At 56.4% G+C, this 23,466-nt stretch carries 26 protein-coding genes; 14 read left to right on the forward strand and 12 right to left on the reverse strand.

Features of this window, described 5'->3' with window-relative positions; translation table 11 throughout:
• Positions 1-101: 101 nt before the first annotated feature.
• The 12 genes from AB8B75_RS09570 to AB8B75_RS09625 are packed head-to-tail and all read left to right on the forward strand — an operon-like array spanning position 102 to position 10,800.
• A complete protein-coding gene (locus AB8B75_RS09570; protein ID WP_405361712.1) occupies positions 102-632 on the forward strand; it encodes an ester cyclase in 531 nt (176 codons plus the stop codon).
• A gap of 12 nt (positions 633-644) precedes the next feature.
• The gene (hisD, locus tag AB8B75_RS09575; RefSeq protein ID WP_405361713.1) at positions 645-1,973 is read left to right on the forward strand and encodes a histidinol dehydrogenase; all 1,329 of its coding nucleotides are present in this window, start codon (positions 645-647) and stop codon (positions 1,971-1,973) included.
• Positions 1,974-1,979: 6 nt separating this feature from the next.
• On the forward strand, positions 1,980-2,984 hold the full coding sequence (locus tag AB8B75_RS09580) for an ester cyclase (RefSeq protein ID WP_405361714.1): 1,005 nt from the start codon (positions 1,980-1,982) through the stop codon (positions 2,982-2,984).
• Positions 2,981-4,030, forward strand: a complete 1,050-nt coding sequence (locus tag AB8B75_RS09585) for an ester cyclase (RefSeq protein ID WP_405361715.1) — start codon at positions 2,981-2,983, stop codon at positions 4,028-4,030. The genes AB8B75_RS09580 and AB8B75_RS09585 overlap by 4 nt, the downstream gene beginning before the upstream one ends.
• A complete protein-coding gene (locus AB8B75_RS09590; RefSeq protein ID WP_405361716.1) occupies positions 4,027-4,788 on the forward strand; it encodes an SDR family NAD(P)-dependent oxidoreductase in 762 nt (253 codons plus the stop codon). The genes AB8B75_RS09585 and AB8B75_RS09590 overlap by 4 nt, the downstream gene beginning before the upstream one ends.
• Entirely contained in the window at positions 4,788-5,804 is a 1,017-nt protein-coding gene (locus AB8B75_RS09595; protein ID WP_405361718.1) for a LacI family DNA-binding transcriptional regulator, read from the forward strand. Before AB8B75_RS09590 ends, AB8B75_RS09595 begins: the two co-directional genes overlap by 1 nt.
• Positions 5,801-6,769, forward strand: coding sequence for an ester cyclase (locus AB8B75_RS09600; RefSeq protein WP_405361719.1), 969 nt, complete (start codon positions 5,801-5,803; stop codon positions 6,767-6,769). The genes AB8B75_RS09595 and AB8B75_RS09600 overlap by 4 nt, the downstream gene beginning before the upstream one ends.
• A 25-nt stretch (positions 6,770-6,794) precedes the next feature.
• Complete coding sequence (locus AB8B75_RS09605; protein ID WP_405361721.1) at positions 6,795-7,406, forward strand: pyridoxamine 5'-phosphate oxidase family protein; 612 nt, start codon at positions 6,795-6,797, stop codon at positions 7,404-7,406.
• Positions 7,403-8,368 carry a cupin domain-containing protein gene (locus AB8B75_RS09610; protein WP_405361722.1) on the forward strand — a complete coding sequence of 322 codons (966 nt, stop codon included), beginning with the start codon at positions 7,403-7,405 and terminating at the stop codon, positions 8,366-8,368. Before AB8B75_RS09605 ends, AB8B75_RS09610 begins: the two co-directional genes overlap by 4 nt.
• On the forward strand, positions 8,356-8,967 hold the full coding sequence (locus tag AB8B75_RS09615) for a class I SAM-dependent methyltransferase (RefSeq protein WP_405361724.1): 612 nt from the start codon (positions 8,356-8,358) through the stop codon (positions 8,965-8,967). The genes AB8B75_RS09610 and AB8B75_RS09615 overlap by 13 nt, the downstream gene beginning before the upstream one ends.
• 10 nt (positions 8,968-8,977) lie before the next feature.
• A complete protein-coding gene (locus tag AB8B75_RS09620; RefSeq protein ID WP_405361725.1) occupies positions 8,978-10,099 on the forward strand; it encodes a cobalamin-independent methionine synthase II family protein in 1,122 nt (373 codons plus the stop codon).
• A gap of 5 nt (positions 10,100-10,104) precedes the next feature.
• On the forward strand, positions 10,105-10,800 hold the full coding sequence (locus AB8B75_RS09625) for an RraA family protein (protein WP_405361963.1): 696 nt from the start codon (positions 10,105-10,107) through the stop codon (positions 10,798-10,800).
• Between the two features lie 9 nt (positions 10,801-10,809).
• Here AB8B75_RS09625 and AB8B75_RS09630 read toward each other — a convergent pair whose 3' ends face one another.
• The 8 genes from AB8B75_RS09630 to AB8B75_RS09665 all read right to left on the reverse strand — a co-directional run bounded on the left by AB8B75_RS09630 (position 10,810) and on the right by AB8B75_RS09665 (position 19,166).
• Positions 10,810-12,042 (reverse strand): mandelate racemase/muconate lactonizing enzyme family protein, encoded by a 1,233-nt coding sequence (locus AB8B75_RS09630; protein ID WP_405361726.1) that lies wholly within the window; start codon positions 12,040-12,042, stop codon positions 10,810-10,812.
• Between the two features lie 68 nt (positions 12,043-12,110).
• A complete protein-coding gene (locus AB8B75_RS09635; protein WP_405361728.1) occupies positions 12,111-13,202 on the reverse strand; it encodes a Zn-dependent alcohol dehydrogenase in 1,092 nt (363 codons plus the stop codon).
• A 92-nt stretch (positions 13,203-13,294) separates the two neighbouring features.
• Positions 13,295-14,515, reverse strand: coding sequence for an MFS transporter (locus AB8B75_RS09640; RefSeq protein WP_405361729.1), 1,221 nt, complete (start codon positions 14,513-14,515; stop codon positions 13,295-13,297).
• Between the two features lie 3 nt (positions 14,516-14,518).
• Entirely contained in the window at positions 14,519-15,844 is a 1,326-nt protein-coding gene (locus tag AB8B75_RS09645; RefSeq protein WP_405361730.1) for a lyase family protein, read from the reverse strand.
• A 28-nt stretch (positions 15,845-15,872) separates the two neighbouring features.
• The gene (gene pcaD / locus AB8B75_RS09650) at positions 15,873-16,661 is read right to left on the reverse strand and encodes a 3-oxoadipate enol-lactonase (protein WP_405361732.1); all 789 of its coding nucleotides are present in this window, start codon (positions 16,659-16,661) and stop codon (positions 15,873-15,875) included.
• A complete protein-coding gene (locus AB8B75_RS09655) occupies positions 16,658-17,659 on the reverse strand; it encodes a threonine/serine dehydratase (RefSeq protein ID WP_405361733.1) in 1,002 nt (333 codons plus the stop codon). Before AB8B75_RS09655 ends, pcaD begins: the two co-directional genes overlap by 4 nt.
• Positions 17,656-18,480, reverse strand: coding sequence for an alpha/beta fold hydrolase (locus tag AB8B75_RS09660; RefSeq protein WP_405361734.1), 825 nt, complete (start codon positions 18,478-18,480; stop codon positions 17,656-17,658). Before AB8B75_RS09660 ends, AB8B75_RS09655 begins: the two co-directional genes overlap by 4 nt.
• Positions 18,480-19,166 carry a haloacid dehalogenase type II gene (locus AB8B75_RS09665; protein WP_405361735.1) on the reverse strand — a complete coding sequence of 229 codons (687 nt, stop codon included), beginning with the start codon at positions 19,164-19,166 and terminating at the stop codon, positions 18,480-18,482. The genes AB8B75_RS09660 and AB8B75_RS09665 overlap by 1 nt, the downstream gene beginning before the upstream one ends.
• A gap of 181 nt (positions 19,167-19,347) precedes the next feature.
• Here AB8B75_RS09665 and AB8B75_RS09670 point away from each other — a divergent pair, with 181 nt between their 5' ends.
• Positions 19,348-19,776, forward strand: coding sequence for a peptidylprolyl isomerase (locus tag AB8B75_RS09670; protein ID WP_405361737.1), 429 nt, complete (start codon positions 19,348-19,350; stop codon positions 19,774-19,776).
• Positions 19,777-19,806: 30 nt separating this feature from the next.
• Here the strand turns inward: AB8B75_RS09670 and AB8B75_RS09675 are convergent, their stop codons facing one another.
• The 4 genes from AB8B75_RS09675 to fabA all read right to left on the reverse strand — a co-directional run bounded on the left by AB8B75_RS09675 (position 19,807) and on the right by fabA (position 22,783).
• Complete coding sequence (locus AB8B75_RS09675) at positions 19,807-20,139, reverse strand: hypothetical protein (protein WP_405361739.1); 333 nt, start codon at positions 20,137-20,139, stop codon at positions 19,807-19,809.
• A 77-nt stretch (positions 20,140-20,216) separates the two neighbouring features.
• Entirely contained in the window at positions 20,217-21,008 is a 792-nt protein-coding gene (locus AB8B75_RS09680; protein WP_405361741.1) for an enoyl-ACP reductase, read from the reverse strand.
• 10 nt (positions 21,009-21,018) lie between these two features.
• A complete protein-coding gene (fabB, locus tag AB8B75_RS09685) occupies positions 21,019-22,248 on the reverse strand; it encodes a beta-ketoacyl-ACP synthase I (protein WP_405361743.1) in 1,230 nt (409 codons plus the stop codon).
• Positions 22,249-22,273: 25 nt separating this feature from the next.
• Positions 22,274-22,783: a bifunctional 3-hydroxydecanoyl-ACP dehydratase/trans-2-decenoyl-ACP isomerase gene (fabA, locus tag AB8B75_RS09690; RefSeq protein ID WP_405361745.1), complete on the reverse strand. Its 510-nt coding sequence runs from the start codon at positions 22,781-22,783 to the stop codon at positions 22,274-22,276.
• Positions 22,784-22,989: 206 nt separating this feature from the next.
• On the opposite strand from fabA, the gene irr reads away from it, so the two are divergent.
• A complete protein-coding gene (gene irr, locus AB8B75_RS09695) occupies positions 22,990-23,409 on the forward strand; it encodes a Fur family transcriptional regulator Irr (protein WP_405361747.1) in 420 nt (139 codons plus the stop codon).
• Positions 23,410-23,466 lie beyond the last annotated feature (57 nt).

Below are 23,466 nucleotides of genomic sequence, written 5' to 3' on the forward strand. Positions count from 1 at the left end.
TTGCAGCGTCATCCCGCGCTCAACCGACTGCCTCGAGACTTCATCTTGAACCGCGCGGGACACCCCACTCGTTTTCAGGTTCAAGATAGAAGGAATGCCCAATGAAGGGTTCAAGACCAGAACAGGCCGTGCTGACCAAAGACACGGACATGAGCAAAACGGATGAAACCCGCGCCGTAATCGAAAACATGGTGGATGGATTAAACGATCACCGGATTAACGACATCGGTGCGTTTTTTGCCCAGAGCTTTCGCTGGATGGGCAATGAGGGTTGCGGCACCAAGAACGGTCTTCAGGAATTTCAGGACAACTGGCAACGCCCGTTTCAGGCTGCCTTTTCCGACAAGGTATGTGTCGATGAGGCACGGCTTTACATGGGAGAATGGGCAGCCGCCTTCGGGCGACAGGAGGCGACGCATTCCGGTAGCTTTATGGGCGTGGCAGCGACCGGGAAGCGCATTGAAATTCGTTACATGGATTTCTGGAAAGTTGAGGACGAGCGTATCACCGACAATTGGGTGATGGTCGATTTCCCGCATGTATTGGCCCAATTGGGCAAGGATGTCTTTCAGGGCGAGGGTTGGGAGGCCTTTGACCGGGGTGAAAAAACACCACCGAAACCTGAAAGCTGAGGAGGTGAACGGATGGCGATTAAATATCTTAAGCACGGAAAACCTGCGGCACAGCGTGCTGACGATGACGCTAACACGCGTGTTTCCGTAGAAGCCATACTGGCGGATATCGAAGCGCGTGGCGATGCGGCTGTGCGCGTTTTGTCTGAAAAATTCGATGCCTATTCTCCGGCCAGTTTCAAGTTGAGTGCTGCTGAAATTGAGGATCTGGTGGCGCAGCTCACGCCGCGCGAATTGGATGATATTCGGTTCGCGCAAGAGCAGGTGCGCAATTTCGCCAAGGCGCAACGCGACAGCATGCGCGACATCGAAGTGGAAACCATGCCCGGCGTTATTTTGGGTCACAAGAACATTCCGGTGCAATCGGTGGGTTGCTATGTGCCAGGCGGGAAATTTCCAATGGTCGCCTCAGCGCATATGTCTGTGGCCACCGCCTCCGTGGCCAAGGTCCCACGCATCATCGCCTGCACTCCGCCGTTTCACGGCAAACCCAATCCGGCTGTTATTGCCGCAATGCATCTCGGTGGGGCGCATGAGATTTACGTCATGGGCGGCATTCAGGCCGTCGGCGCGATGGCCCTCGGCACAGATACAATCGATCCGGTGCACATGATTGTCGGACCGGGAAATGCCTTTGTCGCCGAGGCCAAAAGGCAACTCTTTGGACGTGTAGGTATTGATTTGTTCGCCGGGCCTACCGAAACGATGGTCATCGCGGATGACACCGTTGACGCGGAGCTCTGTGCGACGGACCTGCTGGGACAGGCGGAGCATGGATACAATTCGCCAGCTGTCTTGCTGACGAATTCCCGTAAGCTTGCAGAGGCAACGCTTCTAGAGATCGAGCGCATTCTGAGAATCCTACCGACGGCCGACACTGCCAAGGCAAGTTGGGAAGACTACGGCGAAGTCATCCTGTGTGACACCTATGAAGAAATGCTGCAGGTCGCAGATGATATTGCGTCGGAGCATGTGCAGGTAATGACAGATCGGGACGATTGGTTCCTTGAGCACATGAAATGCTATGGTGCGCTCTTTCTGGGAGCACGCACCAATGTGGCAAATGGGGATAAAGTCATCGGGACGAACCACACGCTGCCAACCAAGAAAGCAGGTCGATACACAGGCGGTCTTTGGGTTGGCAAGTTCCTCAAGACACATAGTTACCAAAAAATTCTCACAGATGAGGCCGCGGCAAAAATTGGGGCCTATGGTTCGCGTTTGTGCATGCTTGAAGGCTTTGTGGGTCATGCGGAGCAATGCAATCTGCGGGTGCGACGCTATGGCGGGATCAATGTGCCTTACGGCGAAGGCGTCCCGGCGCAGGAAGCGGCGGAGTAAACTTGAATGCACGTCAATCAGCGTAACAAAGCCAATGCGCTGTCGCTTTGGAACGCCCTCGACACCAACCCCAAGCGCGCGGGCGAGATGTTGTCCGCCGTCACGCATTGGCAAGCGCCCGAACCTATTGGTGTAAAATCCAGTGGCGGGGATATTCTGGCCGAGCTGTTTGTTCCCTTGCAAGCAGCAATACCTGATCTGCGCCGCGAAACTCATCTTTTCCTGGCAGGGCAGTCCTCGGCGCATGAAGATGGCCAAGAGGATGGCGCTTGGTGGGTTGCGGGAACCGGTTACTACACAGGTAGGGCCACGGCCCCTGTGTTTGGCATCCCGGCGACAAGCACAGACCTTCGCATTCGCTGGGGCGAATTTTTGCGGTTCAACGGCAAGGGCGAGGTGACCCATGCCCAGACGATCTGGGATTTTGTTGATTGGTTCGATCAGATCGGTTTGCCGGTTCTGCCGAAGTCGCGAGGTGCGTCACATGTTTACCCTGCGCCGACCGCCTATGACGGTGCCCTGAAAGCCGCTCACAGCGACGCTGTCACCGACCGCACGCTGGCTTTTGGGCGTGAATTCATTTTTGGCGGGTTGAACAAATTCGATGAAAATGACCTGAGCAGTATGGGTTTGGCCGCGTTTTTTCATCCCAATATCAAATGGTACGGGCCGGGCGGTATCGGCGCGTGCCTTTCGCTCGGCGAATTTGAAACCTTCCACCAACACCCTTGGCTGATCGCCTTTCCGGATCGCAAGGTGATGCATCTCGAGAGTCTTTTTGCCGAGGATAGGTTGTTGGCGGCTTCTGGACCCAAAGGCGTGATCGGGACGCATAGCGGGTCCTATTTAGGCCTTCCGGCCACGGGCACGCCGATTGAAGTTTCAGGGCTGGACTTTTGGCTTCGCACTGACGGTCTATTCACTGAAAACTGGGTTTTCGTCGATATGGTCCATCTCTTCGCGCAAATGGGTGTCGACCTGTTTGACCGGATGAAAGCGCATTCAAGATGATTGATCGCCATACGGATCACAAGGCACTCATCGCGCCCTTACGGGCGACGATGTATGATTTTGACCTAGAAGCCTTGCGCACCACGCTGCATGATATTTGCGCGCCGGACGTGGTTTTTCATCTGGCATTTCCCTTCGGGACGACTGTGGGTGTCGATGCTTTTGTGGACAAAGCGTTTGTCCCATTGTTGCGCGCCATACCGGATCTGGAACAGCGCGATTTTATCACGATGGCAGGGCCGACTCCCGAAGGCCAGGACTGGGTTGGTTGCGGCGGCAATTATTGCGGGACCTTTCGTGTACCGTGGCTGGACATTCCGGCCACCGGTCACATCGTGCATCTGCGGTTTCATGAGTTCTACCGCATCGTGGATCGTAGGATTGTCGAAATGCAAGCAATTTGGGACATTCCTGAAGTAATGATGCAGGCTGGGGCCTGGCCCATGACGCCATCGCTGGGGCGCGAGTGGCATGTGCCGGGACCAGCCACCAACGACGGCATGGTACCGGGTCCTCACGACCCCGCAAAAGGGGCAGCGACCTGCCACCAAATTATTGATGCCTTGAGTTTTCTCAAAAAACACCCTTCCGAAGGTGGCCCGGAGGTCATGCAGATGGACCGGTTCTGGCACCCTCGGATGATGTGGTACGGACCCTCCGGAATTGGCAGTGGGCGTGGGATTGACGGGTTTCGCAAGTGGCACCAGATCCCTTTTCTCAATGCGATGCCCGACCGGGGTCTCTATCTGGATGAAATCGAGTACCATTTTTTTGGGGACAGAAATTATGCTGCGGTGACCGGTTGGCCTGATATGGTCCAGACCATTACAAACGGCGGATGGCTCGGGGTTGCCCCTGTTGGTCAAAAGATCGAAATGCGTAGCCTTGATTTCTGGCGTGTCGAAAACGGATTGATACGCGAAAACTGGGTGTTGGTGGATCTACTACATATGTATGATCAGATTGGGGTCGATGTTTTTGCACGCATGCGGGAATTCAACAAAGCCCGTGTGGGCTTTGATCCCGAAACAGGAGCAACGGTGTGACGGACCTGCCAAGAACACCAAAATTTGATCTCACAGGAGATCGCGCATTGGTCACAGGGGCGTCCTCGGGCATCGGTTTGGGGTGCGCCATTGCGCTTGCCGAAGCTGGTGCGCATGTGGTCTGTGCTGCGCGACGCATGGATGTTCTGCAGGCGTCCGTAAATGCGATGGCTGCGCAAGGCTGGTCCACTGAAGCGATGCAACTTGATCAGGCCGATTTGAGTGCTTTGCCTGAGGTCTTTGAGCATCCCTTTGACATCGTTATCAACTCGGCGGGTCTGGCCCGCCATGCGCCGGCCGTTGAAACCAGGCCGGAGGATTTCGACGCCGTGATGGATGTCAATTTACGAGGGGCCTATTTCCTCTCTGCACTTGCAGCCAAGGCTTTGATGGCGGCGGGAAAACGAGGGTCCATCATCCATATATCGAGCCAAATGGGGCATGTGGGGGGTATTGATCGCACAGTATACTGCGCATCCAAGCACGCGCTGGAAGGTATGGTGAAATCCATGGCCATCGAGTGGGGAAAGTCCGGCATCCGGATCAATACGATCTGCCCGACCTTCATTCGGACGCCTTTGACGGAAGTGACCTTCAAAAATCCCGAACGATTGGCGTGGATCATGGACAAGATCAAACTTCCACGCGTTGGCGAGGTTGAGGACATCATGGGTGCTGCGCTGTTTCTGGCGTCCGACGCATCAGCCATGATCACCGGGACTTCACTGAAGATTGACGGAGGATGGACAGCAGGCTGATGGGCAAGGTGACCTCATTGGAAGTAGCTGAAAAGGCGGGTGTGAGCCGGTCAGCAGTGAGTCGTGTGTTCACGCCGGGTGCATCTGTCAGTAAGCGTACAGCTGACAAAGTCCGCAAGGCTGCCGCTGACTTGGGATATCGTCCGAATGTGATTGCGCGGTCTTTGATCACCGGGCGCAGCCGGATTATCGGGCTGGTCGTGGCCTATCTGGAAAACCAATTCTACCCCGAAGCCATTGAACGGCTCTCCAAAGCGCTTCAGTCCAAGGGCTATCACGTACTTGTCTTCATGGCCTCAAATGATCATGACGCAACCCAAAGCGTGATCGATGAACTGCTAGACTATCAGGTGGATGCAATTATTGCTGCTTCTGTTGGTCTTTCGAACGACCTGACCCAACGCTGCGAGGACCTGGGTATTCCTATTGTGCTCTTCAACCGGCACCAATATGACACCCGGCTTTCAAGCGTGACATCGGACAATCTGGCCGGGGGTCGAAAACTGGCGGAGTTTCTTGTGGCAGGTGGGCACAAGCGCATCGCCTACATCGCTGGCTGGGAGGATGCCTCCACCCAGATAGACCGTGAAGCCGGTTTCAAGGCAGGTTTGGAAGATGCCGGCCAACAGCTCTTTGCCCGAGGTATCGGCAATTTCAACTTCAAAACTGCTCAGGCTGCCGCGCGCGACATGTTTGACGCTCCAGACAGACCGGATGCTGTTTTTGTGGCCAATGATCATATGGCCTTCGCCGTGATGGATGTGCTGCGCTATGAGTTGGGGTTGCGGGTGCCGGAGGATGTGTCCGTAGTGGGCTATGACGATGTCACGCTCTCGCATTGGCCGAGCTATAACCTGACCACTGTTCGCCAGCCTGCAAATCGCATGGTTGCAGCCACTGTCGACGCACTTTTGGCGCGTCTCAGCGCAGAAGACGTGACACCGCGCCGGATCACTCTCGACGGCCCTTTGATCGTCCGCGGCTCGGCCCGCAAACCGGAAGGAACTGCGCCATGAAAGGCTTCGATCCGAAATTCACGGATTTCCCGGACTACATTATCGGAATCACCAAGGAAATCTGGGAAGATCGCAACATCGCGACACTGCATCACTATTATTCGGACGATATCGTGGTGCGGTCGCCAGCCTCTGTGGTCATCGGAAATCAGAACGTAATCGGGGCGACCATGGCGACTTTGGCCGAATTTCCCGACCGCACCCTCTTGGGCGAAGACGTGATCTGGTCAGGCACCCCGGAGGAGGGCATGCTGTCTTCGCATCGGCTGCTAAGTACAGCGACACATGCGCATGACGGGGTTTACGGTAAGGCGACCGGAAAGAAACTGACCTATCGGATTATGGCCGATTGCCATGCGCACAACAATCAGATCAACGATGAATGGCTGATCCGGGATCAGGGCGCCATTGTGCGCCAGCTCGGATGGGACCCCAAGGCATACGCGGCAGATCTGATCACACGAGAAGGCGGGCCAGAAGATTGCACCAAGCCGCTCAGCGCGGCGACGGACCAACCGGGGCCTTACAAAGGTCGGGGCAATGACAACGAATGGGGCGCAAAATACGCCGATATCGTCATCCGGATCATGGACGCGGATATGGCTGCGATCCCGCTGGAGTATGACCGGGCGGTACATGTCGAATACCCCGGCGGTGCGACAGGACACAGCCATGGCGATGTCGATCAGTTCTGGATGGGGTTGCGTGCATCTTTCCCGGATGCAGATTTTCAGATCGATCACCAGATTGGGCGTGATGATCCATTGATGCCGCCACGCGCGGCGTTGCGCTGGTCTTTGACCGGTAAACATAGCGGCTGGGGCCGGTTTGGCGCGCCGACGGGGGCAGAGGTTTATCTGTTGGGCATTTGCCATGCCGAATTTGGTCCTTGGGGGCTGCGCCGGGAATATGTGATCTTTGATGAAACAACGATCTGGAAACAGATCCTTCTACATACGGGGTGATCGCGTGGAGCATTTTGGGACCCTGATGTTCACTCCGACCGTGCAAGATGCGCAAAAAGCGCACGGCTCTCGGGAGACCTATGCGAAAATGACCGAGCGCCCGGCCCCAGAGGGTTTGGGCGAAGATGAAATCACTTTTTTAACTTCGCGGACTTCCTTCTACATGGCAACGGTGTCTGAGACGGGATGGCCCTATGTCCAGCATCGGGGCGGAACAGCAGGATTTCTGAAGGTGCTTGACCCGCAAACAATCGGGTTTGCTGATTATCGCGGCAACCGTCAGTACGTCAGCACCGGCAATCTGCAGAGCAACGCGCGTGTCTCGATCTTTGCCATGGATTATCCGCGCAAGGCGCGCCTCAAACTGATCGGATACGCCACAGTCAATGATGCCGAGGACGCTCCCGATTTAGCACAAAGCCTGACCACAGAAGGCGAGAGCAAAGTCGAGCGCGTGATGTCTATAAAAGTAGAGGCTTTCGATTGGAACTGCCCCCAATACATCATCCCTCGGTTCGATACAGCTGAGATTGCAGCTCTTGTTGCACCGGAAATAGATCGACTTGAAACCGAAAACGCACAGCTGACTGCTGAATTGGCCAAATTGCGCGACCGACTTGAAAGAGAAACGAAATGACCCCTGCTGACATGGAAGCCCGCATCGTGCGATATGGTGAACTTAAGCCATGCAAAACGGCCTTTATTGACGCCCATACCCCGGGAAGTGACCAGAAGGAGAACTTCACGATCATCGGCGGCGGCGTGTCTGAGAGCCCGGATCAACATGTGCACATCACGATCCCGCATGGCTTTAATATTGGTGCTGCGGGCCAGCCGCCCAAATGCCGCAACTCTCTGCACAGCCATCGAACGGCCGAAGTGTTCTTTGTGCTCAAAGGCCGCTGGCGGTTTTTCTGGGGGCGTTGGGGCGATGCGGGAGAGGTCCTTCTCGAAGAAGGGGATATCATCAACATACCCACCGGCATTTTTCGCGGCTTTGAAAACATCGGTACTGATTACGGGATGATCATGGCGATATTGGGCGGTGATGACGCGGGCGGGGGCGTGCTGTGGGCGCCACAGGTGATTGAAGACGCCAAGGACCATGGCCTCATTCTGGGTAAAAACGGCCAACTCTATGATAGTAAAAAGGATGAGCATCTGCCTGAGGGTGTTCCCCCGATGCCCGTGCTGACCGACGAAGCGCTCAAGGAATTTCCTGAACTGCCGCCAATGGAGGTGGTCGGATTCGGTGTGCGGCGCTACAATGACCTGGTGGCCATGGCCCAAAAATCACCCTGTCTCGTAATTGGCGAAAAAGGGGTGATCCGAGACAAACCAGGGTTCGAAGTGGGGTTCATCACCCGACCCTCGGCCTCGGCAAAAATGCACCAGCATGACCGTGCATCTGTCTTGATGCCGGTGAAGGGTCATTGGAAACTGGTCTGGGAGGGCGGAGAAGTGACGCTTAACCCGGGCGATACGGCATCTGTTCCTGCAGGGCTTATGCACACATCTGTACCCTCCATGACAGGTGAAGCTGCGCTCTATCATATTGTCGGCACAGATGATCCCGCGGGTCCGACATGGCAGGGATAGCGGCAGATCCGGAAAACATCCGGGACGTCTACGAAACGCAGGCTGCGCAATATGACAGCCAACGCTCGCGCGCTCTTTTTGAGGCGCGCTGGCTTGCAAGATTTGCGGCCTGCCTCCCGGTTGGCGGTCAGGTGCTGGATTTGGGCTGTGGAGCAGGAGAGCCAATTGCAAGGTGGTTTATTGCCGAAGGCTTTCGGGTAACCGGTGTCGATTTCGCCGCCGCCATGCTCGACATCGCCCGCACCCGTTGGCCAAACGGCGATTGGCGGCAAGCAGATATGCGAAACTTTGATCTGGAAGAACGCTTTGACGGGATCGTTGCCTGGAACAGCTTCTTCCACCTCACGCAGCAGGAGCAACAGGGGTGTATCGCCCGAATGGCAGCCCACCTCAATGCCGGGGGCACACTGTTGACCACGGTAGGCCCCGATGCCGGCGAAGTAGCGGGCACTGTGGGTGATCGGCCCGTTTATCACGCGTCCCTCTCACCGGCGCAGTATGCCACCTGTCTTGAGGAAAATGGCCTACGCCTAACCGGGTATCTGGCCGAAGACCCGGAAACCAACAAACACAGCGTGCTGATGGCGCGTAAAGTCTAAGGAAACTGTCATGACCATCCAGACCACGCACGTTGGATCTTTGCCGCGAAGCCAAACGGTGGTGGATTTCATCTTTGCTCGGGAAAATGTTGAGGCATACAGTGCCGAAGATTTTGACGCAGCCATGACGCGAGCGGTCTCTGATACGGTCGCAAAGCAGGTTGCGGCAGGTGTCGACATTGTCAGTGATGGCGAGACATCGAAAATCTCCTATGCTACTTACGTCAAGGACCGCTACAGCGGGTTTTCCGGAGACAGTCCGCGCAACGCGCCTGCAGACCTAAAGAAGTTTCCGAGCTTTCTCAAACGTTTGGCTGATGATGGTGGCACACCCAAGTATGCGCGCCCCATGTGCACCGGTGAAGTGGTGTCAAAAGGGCAGGGTGAGTTGCAAAAGGACATCGACAATCTCAAGGCGGCCATGGCGGAGCATGGCGCAATGCGTGGCTTCATGAATGCCGCGAGCCCGGGTGTGATCTCGCTGTTCCTGCAAAATGATTACTACAAGACGCGAGAGGCTTATCTGGCGGCGCTCGCGGATGCGATGCGCGAAGAGTATCAGACCATCGTGGCTGCTGGTCTCGATGTGCAATTGGATTGCCCCGACTTGGCTCTTTCACGCCACATGCTTTTCAACGATCTCAGCGACGCGGAATTCCTCAAGGTCGCCGCAGCACACGTTGAGGCATTGAACCATGCCCTTGAAGATGTGCCCGAAGATCGCGTGCGTATCCACATATGTTGGGGCAACTACGAAGGGCCGCATGTGTGTGACATTGGAATGGAGAAGGTTTTTGATACGTTGATGTCTGCCAAGGCGCGCTATGTGCTCTTTGAAACATCGAATCCGCGCCACGCCCATGAATGGACTGTTTTTCGGGATCGCAAAGCGGACATTCCTGAAAACAAGGTCTTGGTGCCGGGTGTAGTGGACACAACCACCAATTTTGTCGAGCATCCCGAATTGGTCGCGCAGCGGATCGCGCGTTTTACCGGGATTGTCGGTGCGGACCGTGTGATTGCCGGGTCCGATTGTGGTTTTGGGACATTTGCCGGATTTGGCGCAGTCGATCCTGAGATCGCCTTTGCGAAACTGCAAGCGCTGTCAGACGGAGCCAAATTGGTAGGGTGACGATGATGGATGACGCGCTGTTGGATCTGCTAAGACATGTCGATACACCGACGGTCTGCAACGCCATCGAAGTGGCGCAAGGAAAGCGCGGTTTCAATGACTTTACCCGCGGTACGATGGTGGCATCGGACGGTTCGGCTCTGGCCATGGTGGGCTACGCGCGTACCGCCCGCATTCAGGCCGTGAAACCGCCAAGTGAGCCGGCGGACGTGATCAAGGCGCGCCGCATGGGCTACTACAAATACATGTCAGAAGGGCCGCGCCCCGGTGTTGCTGTAGTCCAGGATATGGATGTGCCCAACGCGATCGGGGCCTATTGGGGCGAGGTCAATACCAATATCCACAAGGCATTTGGGCTTTCAGGCGCATTGACCGATGGCGTAATGCGCGACCTCGGAGACTTGCCGGACGGATTTCCGGTGGTGGCGGGTTCAATAGGCCCCAGCCATGGGTTCGTTCATGTGATCGACTTTGATCATCCCGTCGAGATATTCGGCATGTCTGTGCCGCCGGGCGCCTTGGTGCATGCCGACCGCCACGGTGGCGTGGTAATCCCCGATGACATTATCCCGAAACTAGCGGACGCGATCGCGCAGCTCATGCGATCCGAAAAGATAGTTTTCGACGCCGTTAGGGGCAAGCGGATTGATTTTGCCGAGTTCGAAACAGTCTGGGCGGCTTTTGAAGCGGCACGTACCTGAGCGCTGTTGCTAATCTCTCGGTGCGGGTGCACCGCCTTCAAAGGCGTTGCCGTTGGCATAGTCGCAGGGTGCTTCGCGCATCTCCAGATGTAGACCCGCGCCAGAATAGGGGTGCGCGCGCGCGAGCTCTTCGTCCACTTCGATCCCCAAGCCGGGACTTTCAGGTGGCATTATGAAACCATTTTCCACGGTGATGCTGTTTTTGATCAGGGCCCTATGGAAGGGGGTCTCAATGGTTTCCGCCATCAGGAGGTTGGGGACCGAGGTGGCGAAATGAACATTAGCGGCCCATTCAACTGGACCCGCATAGAGATGCGGTGCCATTTGCGCGTTGTAAACCTCTGCCAAAGTGGCGATTTTCTTCGCCTCCCATATGCCCCCTACGCGGCCCAGAGCGGGTTGCAATATCGTTGCAGCACCTGCACGCAATACCGGCGCAAATTCCGCCTTGGTCGTCAAGCGTTCTCCGGTCGCGACAGGGATGCGCACGGCCCGGGCCACCTTGGCCATTTCTTCAACGGCATCGGGTGGAATGGGCTCTTCGAACCAAAGTGGCGCATAGGGCTCCAGCGCCTGCCCAAGCCGGATGGCGCCCGCCGTGGTGAACTGGCCATGGGTGCCAAAGAGCAAATCCGCCTTGTCGCCGACGGCCGCACGGATGGCTTTGCAAAAGGCAACAGATTGAGCAATATCGGTCATTGCAGGCATATGCCCGCCGCGAAGAGTATAAGGGCCTGCGGGGTCGAATTTGACGGCCGTGTAACCTCGGGCAACCATCGCGGCGGCACTTTCTGCGGCCATATCGGGGGATGTCCAAAAGGTGGACAGATCATGCTCTGCTTGCGGGTAAAGATAAGTGTAGGCGCGGATGGTGTCGTTCATACGCCCACCCAAAAGCGCCCAGACGGGCCTGTCTCGCGCCTTTCCCAGAATGTCCCAACAGGCAATCTCCAACCCTGAAAAAGCGCCGATTACTGTCAGATCTGGCCGCTGGGTGAAACCGGAAGAATAGGCGCGCCGAAACATCAATTCGATGTTTTCAGGGTTTTCGCCCAACATGTGACGGGCAAATACGTCTTCGATGACGGCGCGCATGGCATCCGGACCAACGGAAGTGGCATAGCATTCGCCCCAGCCCGTAATCCCGTCATCGGTCGTGAGTTTGACTAAAATCCAATATCGTCCCCCCCATCCGGGCGCAGGTGGGGCCGTCACGATGATGTCCAGATCAGCGAGTTTCATGGGCATGTCCTTTTTCCAGCAAACAGGGCCTGACGCCGACAGGACGGGCGCACACGAACCTGAGGCGGTTATCTTTCGAAAACAATGACATTGCGACGCGCAGCACCTGATTTGGTGTCGGCGATCGCCTCGTTGATCTGGTCAAGGCGCCAGCGGCCAGAGATCAATTCATCCAGTTTCAGGCGTCCTTGACCATAGAGATCAACCATCCAGGGGATGTCCCGCTGGATCACCACATCCCCCATTTTGGAACCAACCATGCCTTGGCCCAATGCGGCCAACACGACTGGTTCATATGTGGAACCTGCACCCGAGTGCGGCATGCCAACCATGATAACTTTGCCACCCTGTGCCAGATAGCGGGGGGCCTGATCATAGGCGGGGATGGCGCCTACAGTGACAATCACAGCGTCTGCGCCCCGCCCGCCAAGCGCTTTGAACGCATCTTTCCAAGGGCTCTCTTGCGTCGCCAATACGCCGTCGGTGGCGCCAAATTCAATCGCGGTTTCCAGTTTTTCGGCACTCATATCGACTGCTACAATGCGCCGCGCCCCGGCGATGCGCGCGCCCTGAATGGCGTTCAGACCGACGCCGCCCGCACCAATCACCACCACGTCCTGCCCCGCCCTCAACTCAGCTGCGTTGACCACGGCACCAACACCGGTGATTACCCCGCAAGCGATCAAGCTGGCGGCTTCCTTGGGAATGTCGGGTGCTATTCGAACCACCTGGTTTTGATCGACCACGACCTTTTCCGCAAAAGCACCTGTTGCCATCGCCTGATGTAATTTACCGCCTGTTGCGGTTTTGATCGGGCCATGATCGCCGTCATAGGGCGTTTCGCACAGCGTCGGTTTTCCACCAGCGCAACTGCCGCACGTACCACAGGCGCGGATCAGGGTCACCACTACGCTGTCGCCTTCTTTCAGGCCGCGTACACCTGCGCCGATTGCGGTAACGATCCCCGCCGCTTCGTGACCATATACTGCTGGCAGCGACCCGCCCCAAGCACCTTCCGCGTAGGAAATATCCGAATGGCAGATCGCCACGGCGTCGAGCGTGATTTCAACTTCGCCCATTTCAGGAGCGCGCAAAACAATTTCTTCGACCATTAAAGGCGCGCCAAACGTATGGCAAACAGCGGCTTTGATTGTCTGCATCGATAGGGTGCCTTTCTCTTTGAGGCCTCAGATTAAGTCAGCCTGCCGTGCTGAGATCGCACACGCAAGCTGCAATCCGACATGACGTGTCGTTATTGTGGATCACGTGTTGCGATGGCGTTTCGTGGCGGGAAACTGATGAAGACTATTAGCCCGGCTACGATCAATCCGGCGGAGAGGATGAAGGGCGCCCCGGGTAGGTAAATCGGCGCGTCATCCCGGGCAAAAGCAGCAAAGACACCCGTCATCATCATCGGTGAAAGGATCATGGCAAGCGCGCTCGCGGATGTAAGTGCGCCTTGCAGTTCGCCCTGTGCATCAGCGGGAACGGCCTTGGACATGATGCCTTGCAACGCCGGTGTGATCACCGCCGCCAGTGCTGCCAACGGTGTCAGGATCAGAGCCAAAGTGCCGTTTGTGACGAAAGCCAAAGCGAGAAAGGCGCCAATGTCAAAGAGATGTCCGTAGACAACGGTGACACGTTCTCCCAGAACACGCAGAACGATGCGGATCAGACCACCTTGCACGATGGCAAGCATAATCCCGAAGAGTGCCAGGCTAAGCCCAATAGTTGCCGGTTCCCAGCCAAAGCGTTCCTTGCCAAAGAACGCCCAGATGGCGGGGTAGACCATAAAGGCCACTTGGTAGAGGAAAAACACCACCAAGAGCGGGCCAACGCCGGGCAGTCGAGCCAACTGGCGAAAACTACCCAAAGGGTTCGCCCGCGCCCAGCGAAAAGGGCGCCGGGTTTCTTGGGTCACTGTTTCGCGCAGCACAAAAAATCCGAAGAGCGCATTGATCGCCGCGAGTGCTGCGGCCGCATAGAATGGTGCGCGGGTGCCATATTCAGCCAGCAATCCACCCAGAAGCGGACCCAGCACAAACCCCAGGCCAAAGGCCGCGCCGACAAGGCCGAAGTTTGCAGATCGATCTTCGGGCTGTGAGATGTCGGCCATGTAGGCGTTCGCTGTGGCTTGTGTTGCGGCCGTGATCCCGCCCACGACACGCCCTAAAAGCAATAATGCGATGCTACCTGCAACCGCCATCACCAGATAATCAAGCGCCATAACCACGAGGGAGGTCAATAGCACCGGCCGCCTGCCGAACCGGTCTGACAGCCCGCCAATGACTGTGCCAAACAGAAACTGCATGACAGCAAAAGTGGTCGACAACACGCCCCCCCACAGAGCGGCATTGCTGAGGTCTGCACCCTGAATTTCCTGAATCAGATCGGGCATCACCGGAATGATCAGCCCGATGCCCATGGAGTCGAGTACCACAGTGATTAAAATGAACAGAACTGCTGGTCGCATCCGTTACAGAGCCCGTGCCCGGGCGACAAAGCTGCGCGCCTCAGCAGGAGCCTGTCCCAACTGCGCGCCTGGGTCAAAGAGCGTTGCATCCAGTTGCGGGTACTTTGCCAGCGCAAGGGCGGAGAGAGGCGTGGCGCTTTCCGCAACCTCGCGACAGAGTGTTTTTACGGCGGCTTGTGCGTCCGGGCGAGGCATGTAGTCTGTCAAAGCGAAGCTGAGAGCTTCTGCGTGAAGCAGGTCGTGGCCTTGCCCGAAAGCCCGTGCCATCTGATTTGGATTAGGCCGAATGCTTTGGCTCAATAAAATGCCATGCTTCAAAGCTGCCGCGCAGCTATGCGCAATTTGGGGCACCAGCATCCATTCGGTAAACCATGAAGCCGCGTCCCGTTGGTGCTGGTGAGAGGCTGCGATCTGCATCGCGCTCAGCAAGCCGCCAATCTGCGAGGAAAGTGCCACCAGCGCAGATGCTCCTACTGGATTTTGCTTTTGCGGCATGGTGGAGGAGGCACCTGCTGCACCAAGTGTTACTTCCGCAACTTCGGTTGCAGTCAGGGCAACTGCTGTCTGTCCTATCGACCCAAGGGTTGCGGTAACCTGCGCCATCCAGCACATGATACGCTGAATTGGGCCCCGATCTGTGTGCCAGGACCTCTTTGGATCAACGAGGCCCAACCCTTCTGCCAAGGCTGCGCGCAGGGACGGGGCATCTTTTCCCAATGCAGAGGCCGTGCCGGACGCGCCCGACAGTGACACCCACAATGATCCGTCGCGCAGGGCGGGCAAAGCGTCGAGCGCATCGATCAAAGGCATTCCCCATCCCGCTAAAACTGCACTCCAACTTGTGGGCGTCGCCTGTTGTCCGTAGGTGCGTGCGGGCATAGGCAAGGCCGCATGGATATCGGCTTGTTCCGCCATCGCTTTAACGATGGTTTTGAGATCTGCCTCTGCCAGCGCAAGGGTCTGGCGCAGGCGTAGCATCAAGCCTGTATCGATGATGTCTTGAGATGTGGCACCCCAATGCAAGTATTGCGCATGTTCGGGAGCATTCATTTCCGCACGAAAGGCGCTGACCAACCCGGGCACGCAGACGCCGTTTTCGCCAGTTGCCTGTGCCAATGCGCCAGGATCGATCTGGATTTCCAGTGTGGCGCGATGAATGGCTGCGGCACTGATTTCCGGGATCACGCCGAGTTTCCCCTGCGCTTTAGCCAACGCTCCTTCGACCAGAAGCATGGCGCGCAACGCGGCGCTGTCGGAAAACAGGCGCCCCGTTTCACCGGTGTCAAAGAGACGTGCATAAAGAGGGCTGTCAAAGACACTGGCCGCCACGGTTCAGACCTGGTTTCTGCTGGCTGCGCTACACATGGCCGACCTCTTTCAAGAACCGTGTCAGCACGTCGGCGTATTCGACGGGTTGTTCAACGCACGGCAAGTGCCCGGCTTTGCGGATCAAGTGGAACTGGCTGCCGGGGACTAACTCCGTGGTTTCGCGGACCAGATCCGGCGGGGTCGCGCCATCATCGGCGCCGGCAATCCCCAGAGTGGGTAGGCGCAGGCCAGCGGTAGTGGTGTAAAAGTCAGTACCCGAAATCGCCGCTGAACAGCCTATATAACCTTGATCTTCCTGACGGGTCAGCATGTTGCGCCAAAGTTCTAGTTCGGGTTTCGACTGGAAGGCTCTGGAAAACCAACGCGCCATTGTCGCGTCCGCAAGGCTTTCTATGCCACCCTTCTCCACACTGGCTATTCGCTCTTGCCATAGCGCAGGGGAGCCAATCTTAGCGCCTGTATTCGACAGAACCATGGCGCGGATCATGTCTAATCGCTTCACCGCCAAACCCTGCGCAATCATGCCGCCGATAGACAGTCCGACAAAAACGGAGTCCCTGATCCCGAGGTGGTCCAACAGGCTTTCGGTGTCTTTCACCAAAGTACCCATCGCATAGGGACCAGAAGGGCAAGAAGACAGACCATGTCCGCGTTTGTCAAACCGGACGATGCGTAGCCCTTCGGGCAGGTGGGGCAAAATCGGATCCCACAGGCGTAAGTCTGTACCCAGCGAGTTGGCGAAAACAAGCGGTGCGCCCGCGTCTGGCCCGTCCACACGGTAATGGAGTCTGACGTGCCCCAGATCGAGAATTTTCATATCGCATCTCCTTTTGGAGAACCCTCATTTGGCGTCCGCAAGGCCTGTTGAAAGACTTCAGCGTCGACATTGCCGCCGGAGATCGTGACAATCACGTCATCCCCCTCGATTTCATCGCCATGAAAAAGGGCAGCGGCCAAAGCCACGGCCCCTCCGGGCTCCGCGACTAGTTTAAGCCGGTTGAAAGCATGTGCAACAGCCCGCAAAGCCTCGTTCTCCGTGACGGAAAACCCCGGTCCGGCAAGTCTTTTGAGTATTGGAAACGTCAAATTTCCAGGCTGCGGGGTTATGATCGCGTCGCACAAGCTGCCAGACAGCTTGCTGTTCCGTTCGATCTTGCCAGACCGCAATGATCGCGCCACGTCGTCAAAATCTTCGGGCTCCGCGGTGCGTACGCGCAGACCCGGCGCCTCCGCTTCCAACGCCAAAGCGATGCCGGAAGAAAGTCCGCCCCCGCCGCAGCAAACAATCACGTCAGCTTGCACCACGCCGACCTCAATGGCTTGCGCGGCAATTTCCAATCCAGTAGTGCCCTGACCAGCAATGACCAGCGGTTCGTCATAGGGTTTGATCAGGGTCAGGCCGCGTTCGCTGGATATCTCGGCACCAATGGCATCTCTGTTTTCACCGGCCGCCCGATCATAAAGTATGACTTCTGCGCCCAGCTTACGGGTATTGTCAATCTTCACTTCCGGCGCGTCGCGGGGCATGACGATCACGGCAGAAGTCTCATGCGCTTTGGCGGCAAGTGCCACACCTTGTGCGTGATTACCGCTGGAAAACGCAATCACACCACGCGCTTTGGCGTCCTCGGGCAAGGCTGAAACCGCAGACCATGCACCGCGAAACTTGAAGCTGCCGGTGTGTTGCAAGCACTCAGGTTTAATCCAGACGCGTCGTCCAGCGATCTCATCGAGAAATGGCGAAGACAACATCGGCGTCCGCCTAACGTGCCCTTCAAGCCTGTCTGCAGCGGCACGAATTTGTTCAATATTCACCGCAGCCTCTCGATCCAGGTTTGCAAAGCTGCAACGGCTTCTGGTTCGTCTAGAAAAGGAATATGTCCTCGGTTGGGAACGGTGACGCTGATCATATCCGGTCTGCGTCTCTCCATCTCAGAAAGCGTTTCAGCCGATAGTAGGTCAGAATTCTCGCCCCGGACGCAAGCTATGGGCAGGCCTTCCACCGCGTCGAAATAGGGCCAGAGATCGGGTGCGGCCTGTGCGCCAAGGGCTTCAATGGCATCGCGCAACTTGGGATCATAGGTGATTTCCAATCCGTTTTTCGTGTTGCGGAAGTGTTTGTGTGCCTCTTCCATCCAACGAGAAAAGGGAACATCCACAAAACCAGTGTAGTTCTGTTGCATCGCGAGCGCTGCATCCGCGTGCGTTTTTGCCGCAGGATTGCGTCCAAGGTATCCCGAGATGAATTCCAACCCCTTCGGATCGATAACTGGGCCGATATCATTCAAAGCAACACCGGACAATCTGTTTTTGGCACCTATGGCCAGGCCCATCGCGTTCAATCCACCCCGTGACGTGCCGATGATGGCCACCTTCTCAAGACCCAGAAAGTCGAGAAGTTCGATCACATCCCGACACTCGACAGGCAATGCATAGTTTTGCCAGTTCGGGTCCCAGTCAGAGTCGCCTCGCCCGCGGTAGTCCAGTTTGATAACACGCGTGCCGTCTAGAAAAGGCATTACGTAATCAAAATCCGCTGTCGTGCGAGTCAAACCAGCGAGGCACAGGATCGGCGTGCCTTCTCCTTGATCCGTATAGTGCAAGCTCAACCCGTCAGATGTGGAAAAATGCGGCATCAAAGTCCCGCCAATTCCGGAACGGTCGTCAGATCATCCAATATGTGATCTGGTTGCCATGGTAGACGATCCACTGGGTCGCCAGCACGATTGACCCAAGCCGTCGTAAAGCCATATCCCGCTGCGCATCCTGCATCCCAACCATTGGAAGATACGAAGAGAACGTCGCTTTTTTCACAGCCGAACCGCTTGGCAACAAGATCGTAAACCCTCCAGTCCGGCTTGAAGACCCCGACGCTCTCAACAGATAGCGTGTCGTCCAGCATTTCGCGTATGTCTGCAGAAGAGACCGCTCCTTCCAGCATATCGGGCGATCCATTTGACAGAATCGCTGTGGCCATCCCACCCGCTTTCAAACGGGCCAGTGTTTCCGGCACCTCCGGATAGCATTGCAGTTCCCAATAGAGCGCCAAAAGGCGTTCTTTCAGGGCCGCGTCGCCATCCAAGCCGGTTTTTTCCAGCGCCCAATCCAGCCCTTCTTGCGTGACATCCCAGAAATCGCCGTGCGCGCCTGTGACAGCGCGAAGCCACGTATATTGCAATTGCTTCAGCCGCCAATGCTCTGCAAGTGCAAGCCAACGGTCCGCGAGCTGCGGAAAGTCCGGCTCCGAGGCAGCCTGTCGTGCAGCAGCAGCCACGTCAAAGAGCGTACCATATGCATCAAAGATGCAGGTTGTGATCGGCATTTCACGTTCCTTACGCATCATCTGAACTTAGAGTGTCACGGCGTGGCTGGGGCGAAAAGGCCCAATTTTGGTTTTTGCGGGTTTACTCGGTTGAATGGGAAAGGCAGGCTGCCCGCAAATCAGGAGATCGCATGCGGTTACGTGGCCTCCCAACCCCTTTATGCAGGTGATCGGAGAATGGATGACCCAAGTTAAAAACGGCGATACCGTTGGTATCCACTACACGGGTACATTTTTGGACGGCACTACATTTGACAGCTCAGATGGGAGCGACCCATTGAAAATCGTGGTGGGATCGGGTCAGATCATATCGGGGCTGGATATGGCGTTGCCGGGTATGGCCGTAGGCGACAAAAAGACTGTCGATATCCCCAGTGAACTGGCCTATGGACCGATAGACCTTCAAATGCGCAAGAGGGTCCCGCGCGAAAGTATTCCTGCCGAAGTGCCCCTGGACATCGGTACAATGCTTAATGTCGAGACCCCTGAAGGACAGGCGATGCAGGTCATGATTGTGGAAGTAGACGAGGCGACGGTGACAATCGACGCCAATCATCCGTTGGCGGGCAAAGACCTGAAATTTGATATTGAGTTGATGTCTATCGCCTGAAAGAGGTCGGTTTGCAGCGATGCGTGTGACCTAGCCGTCAGTTTCCGGTCGGTTAACCGGCGTCCTGGATGTTGGCAGAATGCCTAGTCTTTCATTGACTTCCGCAGCTTTTTCAAGTGCTGCGGCTTGGATGCCACGAGCATCGTCGACGGAAAACTCACCTTCCATTAAGTTGGCGATCATGGGTTTTGCCACCTCAAGACCTTCCATTAGCTTGGGTCTCACGACAGGGTCTGACCACATTGCAGCTGAAAGCGTGGTCAATGTAACAGGCATCAAAAGCCATGCCATACGGCGGGCGCGACCCGCGCGTCGCATGTAGTGCGCTTGCCGCAGTGTTCGGGAATCGGCGTATCTGTACATTCTCGTATGCTGCACAGGGAATATGGCATTACTGGGGCTTCAAGGTGCCATAGAGTGGGCTTTGGACGGCCCTGTCGTTAGATGTTGTCAGCTTGAGGCATGCCCAGAACATGGTATCCCCCGTCTACGCGGATGATCTCGCCGGTTGTGCAGGCGCCTGCGTCTGAGGCCAGGTAAACCGCTGTGCCCCCTACAGCTTCAAGCGTCGCATTGGAGCGCATAGGCGCATTCTGATCGGTGTGTTTGTAGGTTTTGCGCGCGCCACCGATAGCAGCGCCAGCCAGCGTTTTCATCGGACCGGGAGAAATGGCATTTACACGGATGCCTTCTGGTCCCAAGTCATTCGCCAAATACCGCGTGGCACTTTCCAGCGCAGCCTTGGCCACGCCCATGACGTTATAGTTCGGCACTACCGTGTTGCTGCCTTGATACGTCAGCGTCATCAGCGTACCGCCGTTTTCCACCATCATCGGATGCGCCCGACGCGCGACTTCAACAAAGGAGTAGGCGCTTATGTCCATGGTTTGCTTGAAGTTTGCTCGGCTAGTGTTCAAGAAACGCCCTGTCAGTTCAGTTTTGTCGGAAAAGGCGATCGCATGGACAAGGAAATCCATGGTCGTCCAGCGTGCGCCAAGTTGATCAAAGGCTGCATCAAGCGATGAGTCGTCGGTTACGTCCACATCCACCATAAAATCGGATCCGACGGATGCTGCCAGCGGCGCCAAACGTGTCCCGAAGGCGTCACCCTGATAGGTAAAAGCCAGTTCTGCGCCGGCTTCGGCCATGGCTTTTGCGATCCCCCACGCGATGGATCGTTCATTCGCCACGCCCATGACGAGCCCGCGTTTTCCGTTCAATAACCCTGACATGTGTATTCTCTTACCCTAGAAATTTTGACAAGATCATCGATCCATTTGTGCCACCAAAACCGAAGGAGTTCGTCATCACACTGTCCAGAGCGGCGTTATCGACACGTTCGAGTGCAATTTCGCCAGCATCCAGAGCGGGATCAAGTTCGGTGACATTGATCGATTTTGTGATGAAGTCGTTATCCAGCATCAACAAGCTAAAAATGGCTTCCAAAGCACCGGCTGCTCCTTGCGCGTGCCCGGTCATTGATTTGGTCGAACTCACAAGCGGTGTTGACCCTTGCCCAAAGACGCGTCGCACCGCTTCGATCTCACCAACATCGCCTACCGGAGTCGAAGTACCGTGGGCGTTGATGTATCCAACGGCCCTGCCTTCAGGCAGCGTACTGAGCGCAACGCGCATCGCACGTTCCCCGCCTTCGCCGGAAGGGGCGACCATATCATGTCCGTCCGAAGTGGCGGCGTAGCCCGTGACTTCAGCGTAGATTTTGGCACCGCGGGCCAGCGCATGTTCCATTTCTTCAAGGACGACGATGCCGCCGCCTCCCGAGATTACGAACCCGTCGCGGGTTGCGTCGAACGCTCGGCTCGCAGTTTCCGGTGCATCATTGTATTTGCTGCTCATTGCGCCCATCGCATCGAAAAGGCACGACAGTGTCCAATCAAGTTCTTCACCCCCACCTGCGAACATGACATCCTGTTTGCCCAAGATGATCTGTTCCGCGGCGTTGCCGATGCAATGCAATGATGTCGAGCAGGCCGATGTGATCGAGTAGTTGATGCCCTTGATCTTGTAAGCCGTGCTCAGGTTGGCGCTGACAGTGGAGGACATGCACTTGGGCACGGCAAAGGGACCAATACGCTTGGTTGCACCTGTTTTTTTAACCACCTCATGGGCCGCGAGCATGGCAGACGTTGAAGGGCCGCCAGACCCTGCCACAAGCCCGGTCCGCGGATTAGAAATCACGGTTTCGTCGAGACCCGCATCAGCAATCGCCTGTCCCATCGCGATATAGGCGTAGGCGGCCCCTGGACCCATGAAACGCAGCGTGCGTTTATCAATGTGCTCGGACGCGTCGATTTTCAAGGTGCCTGCCACCTGACTGCGAAATCCATGTTCCGCCATTTCAGGGCTGGAGACGATACCGCTTTTCCCCGATTTGAGCGAAGCCAGCACTTCCTCGGCGTTATTTCCGATCGATGAAACAATGCCCAACCCTGTCACAACAACGCGGCGCATGGTGTTCTCCTTCGTTTTCTTGACGTCAACTATCCGACAAGGCGACGCGCATGCCAGTCACTTCGTAAATGGTTTCGCCATCTGCCTCCACCCGGCCATTGGCGACCCCCATTGTCAAGCGACGGGTTTGTAGCGCTTTTGTGAAATCGACGTGATACGTCAGCATTTTGCGGTCCGGGCGGACCATGCCGGTCAGCCGCACCTCGCCCACGCCAACAGCCATGCCGCGCCCGGTCCAGCCGCGCCAACCCAGGTTGAACCCAGTTAACTGCCACAGGCCGTCCAAACCCAAACAGCCAGGCATGATAGGGTTGCCGGGAAAATGACACTCGAAAAACCACAAGTCCGGATGAATATCGAACTCGGCCACCACATGGCCTTTGCCATTGCTGCCGCCGTCGTCCGAAATATCCGTAATCCGGTCCATCATAAGCATTGGCGGCTCGGGCAATTGAGCGTTTCCGGGACCGAACAACTCTCCGCGCGCGCATTTCAGCAGGTCGTCTTTGTCAAAACTGTTGGGGTATTGGGCCATTCTGGCGCGTCTCCTGCTCGGCTATTTTCTTGGTTCAGACCCTCTAGCATTGGGTTTACCGGCTCTGCAAGAGTGCGAGAATTACCGGCATGTTGTCCATGCGCAAGAGCGCCTGCGTCAAACCGCCGGGACAAATTCACCTGAATCAATTGAAAATGACTCGCAATACGCACTATATAGGACGTGAAACGGTGCAAGAGGATGCGATGGCTACTGCACAACAGGACATAGGAGCTTCTTGGCTGGCGACGGCAGGGCTGCGCCCGACACGTCAGCGTGTAACGCTTGCAACACTCTTGATCGGAGATGGTCAGGACCGTCATGTCACGGCCGAAAGTTTGTTTGCCTCAGCAAAAAAGCAAGGCGAGGCGGTGTCCTTGGCCACAGTCTACAACACTTTGCGGGCATTTTGCGATGCAGGGCTGATGCAGGAAGTCACCGTCGATGGATCAAAAAGCTATTTCGACACCAATACCCATGATCACCCGCATTTTTATTGGGAAGATGAGGCGAAATTGACGGATGCGCCCTCTGACCAACTTGTGATTGCGCAGATACCCGATGCGCCCGAAGGTGCGGAAATTGCTTCCGTTGATGTTGTGATCAGGTTGCGCCGCAAGTCCTGAACCCTGGTTGCTAAGCACGAGTGCTGTGGCAATTGATTCGTGTCAGGGCGGGTACAA

The organism is Roseobacter sp., from assembly GCF_045106495.1.
In the GTDB taxonomy this organism is placed as follows: Bacteria; Pseudomonadota; Alphaproteobacteria; order Rhodobacterales; family Rhodobacteraceae; genus Roseobacter.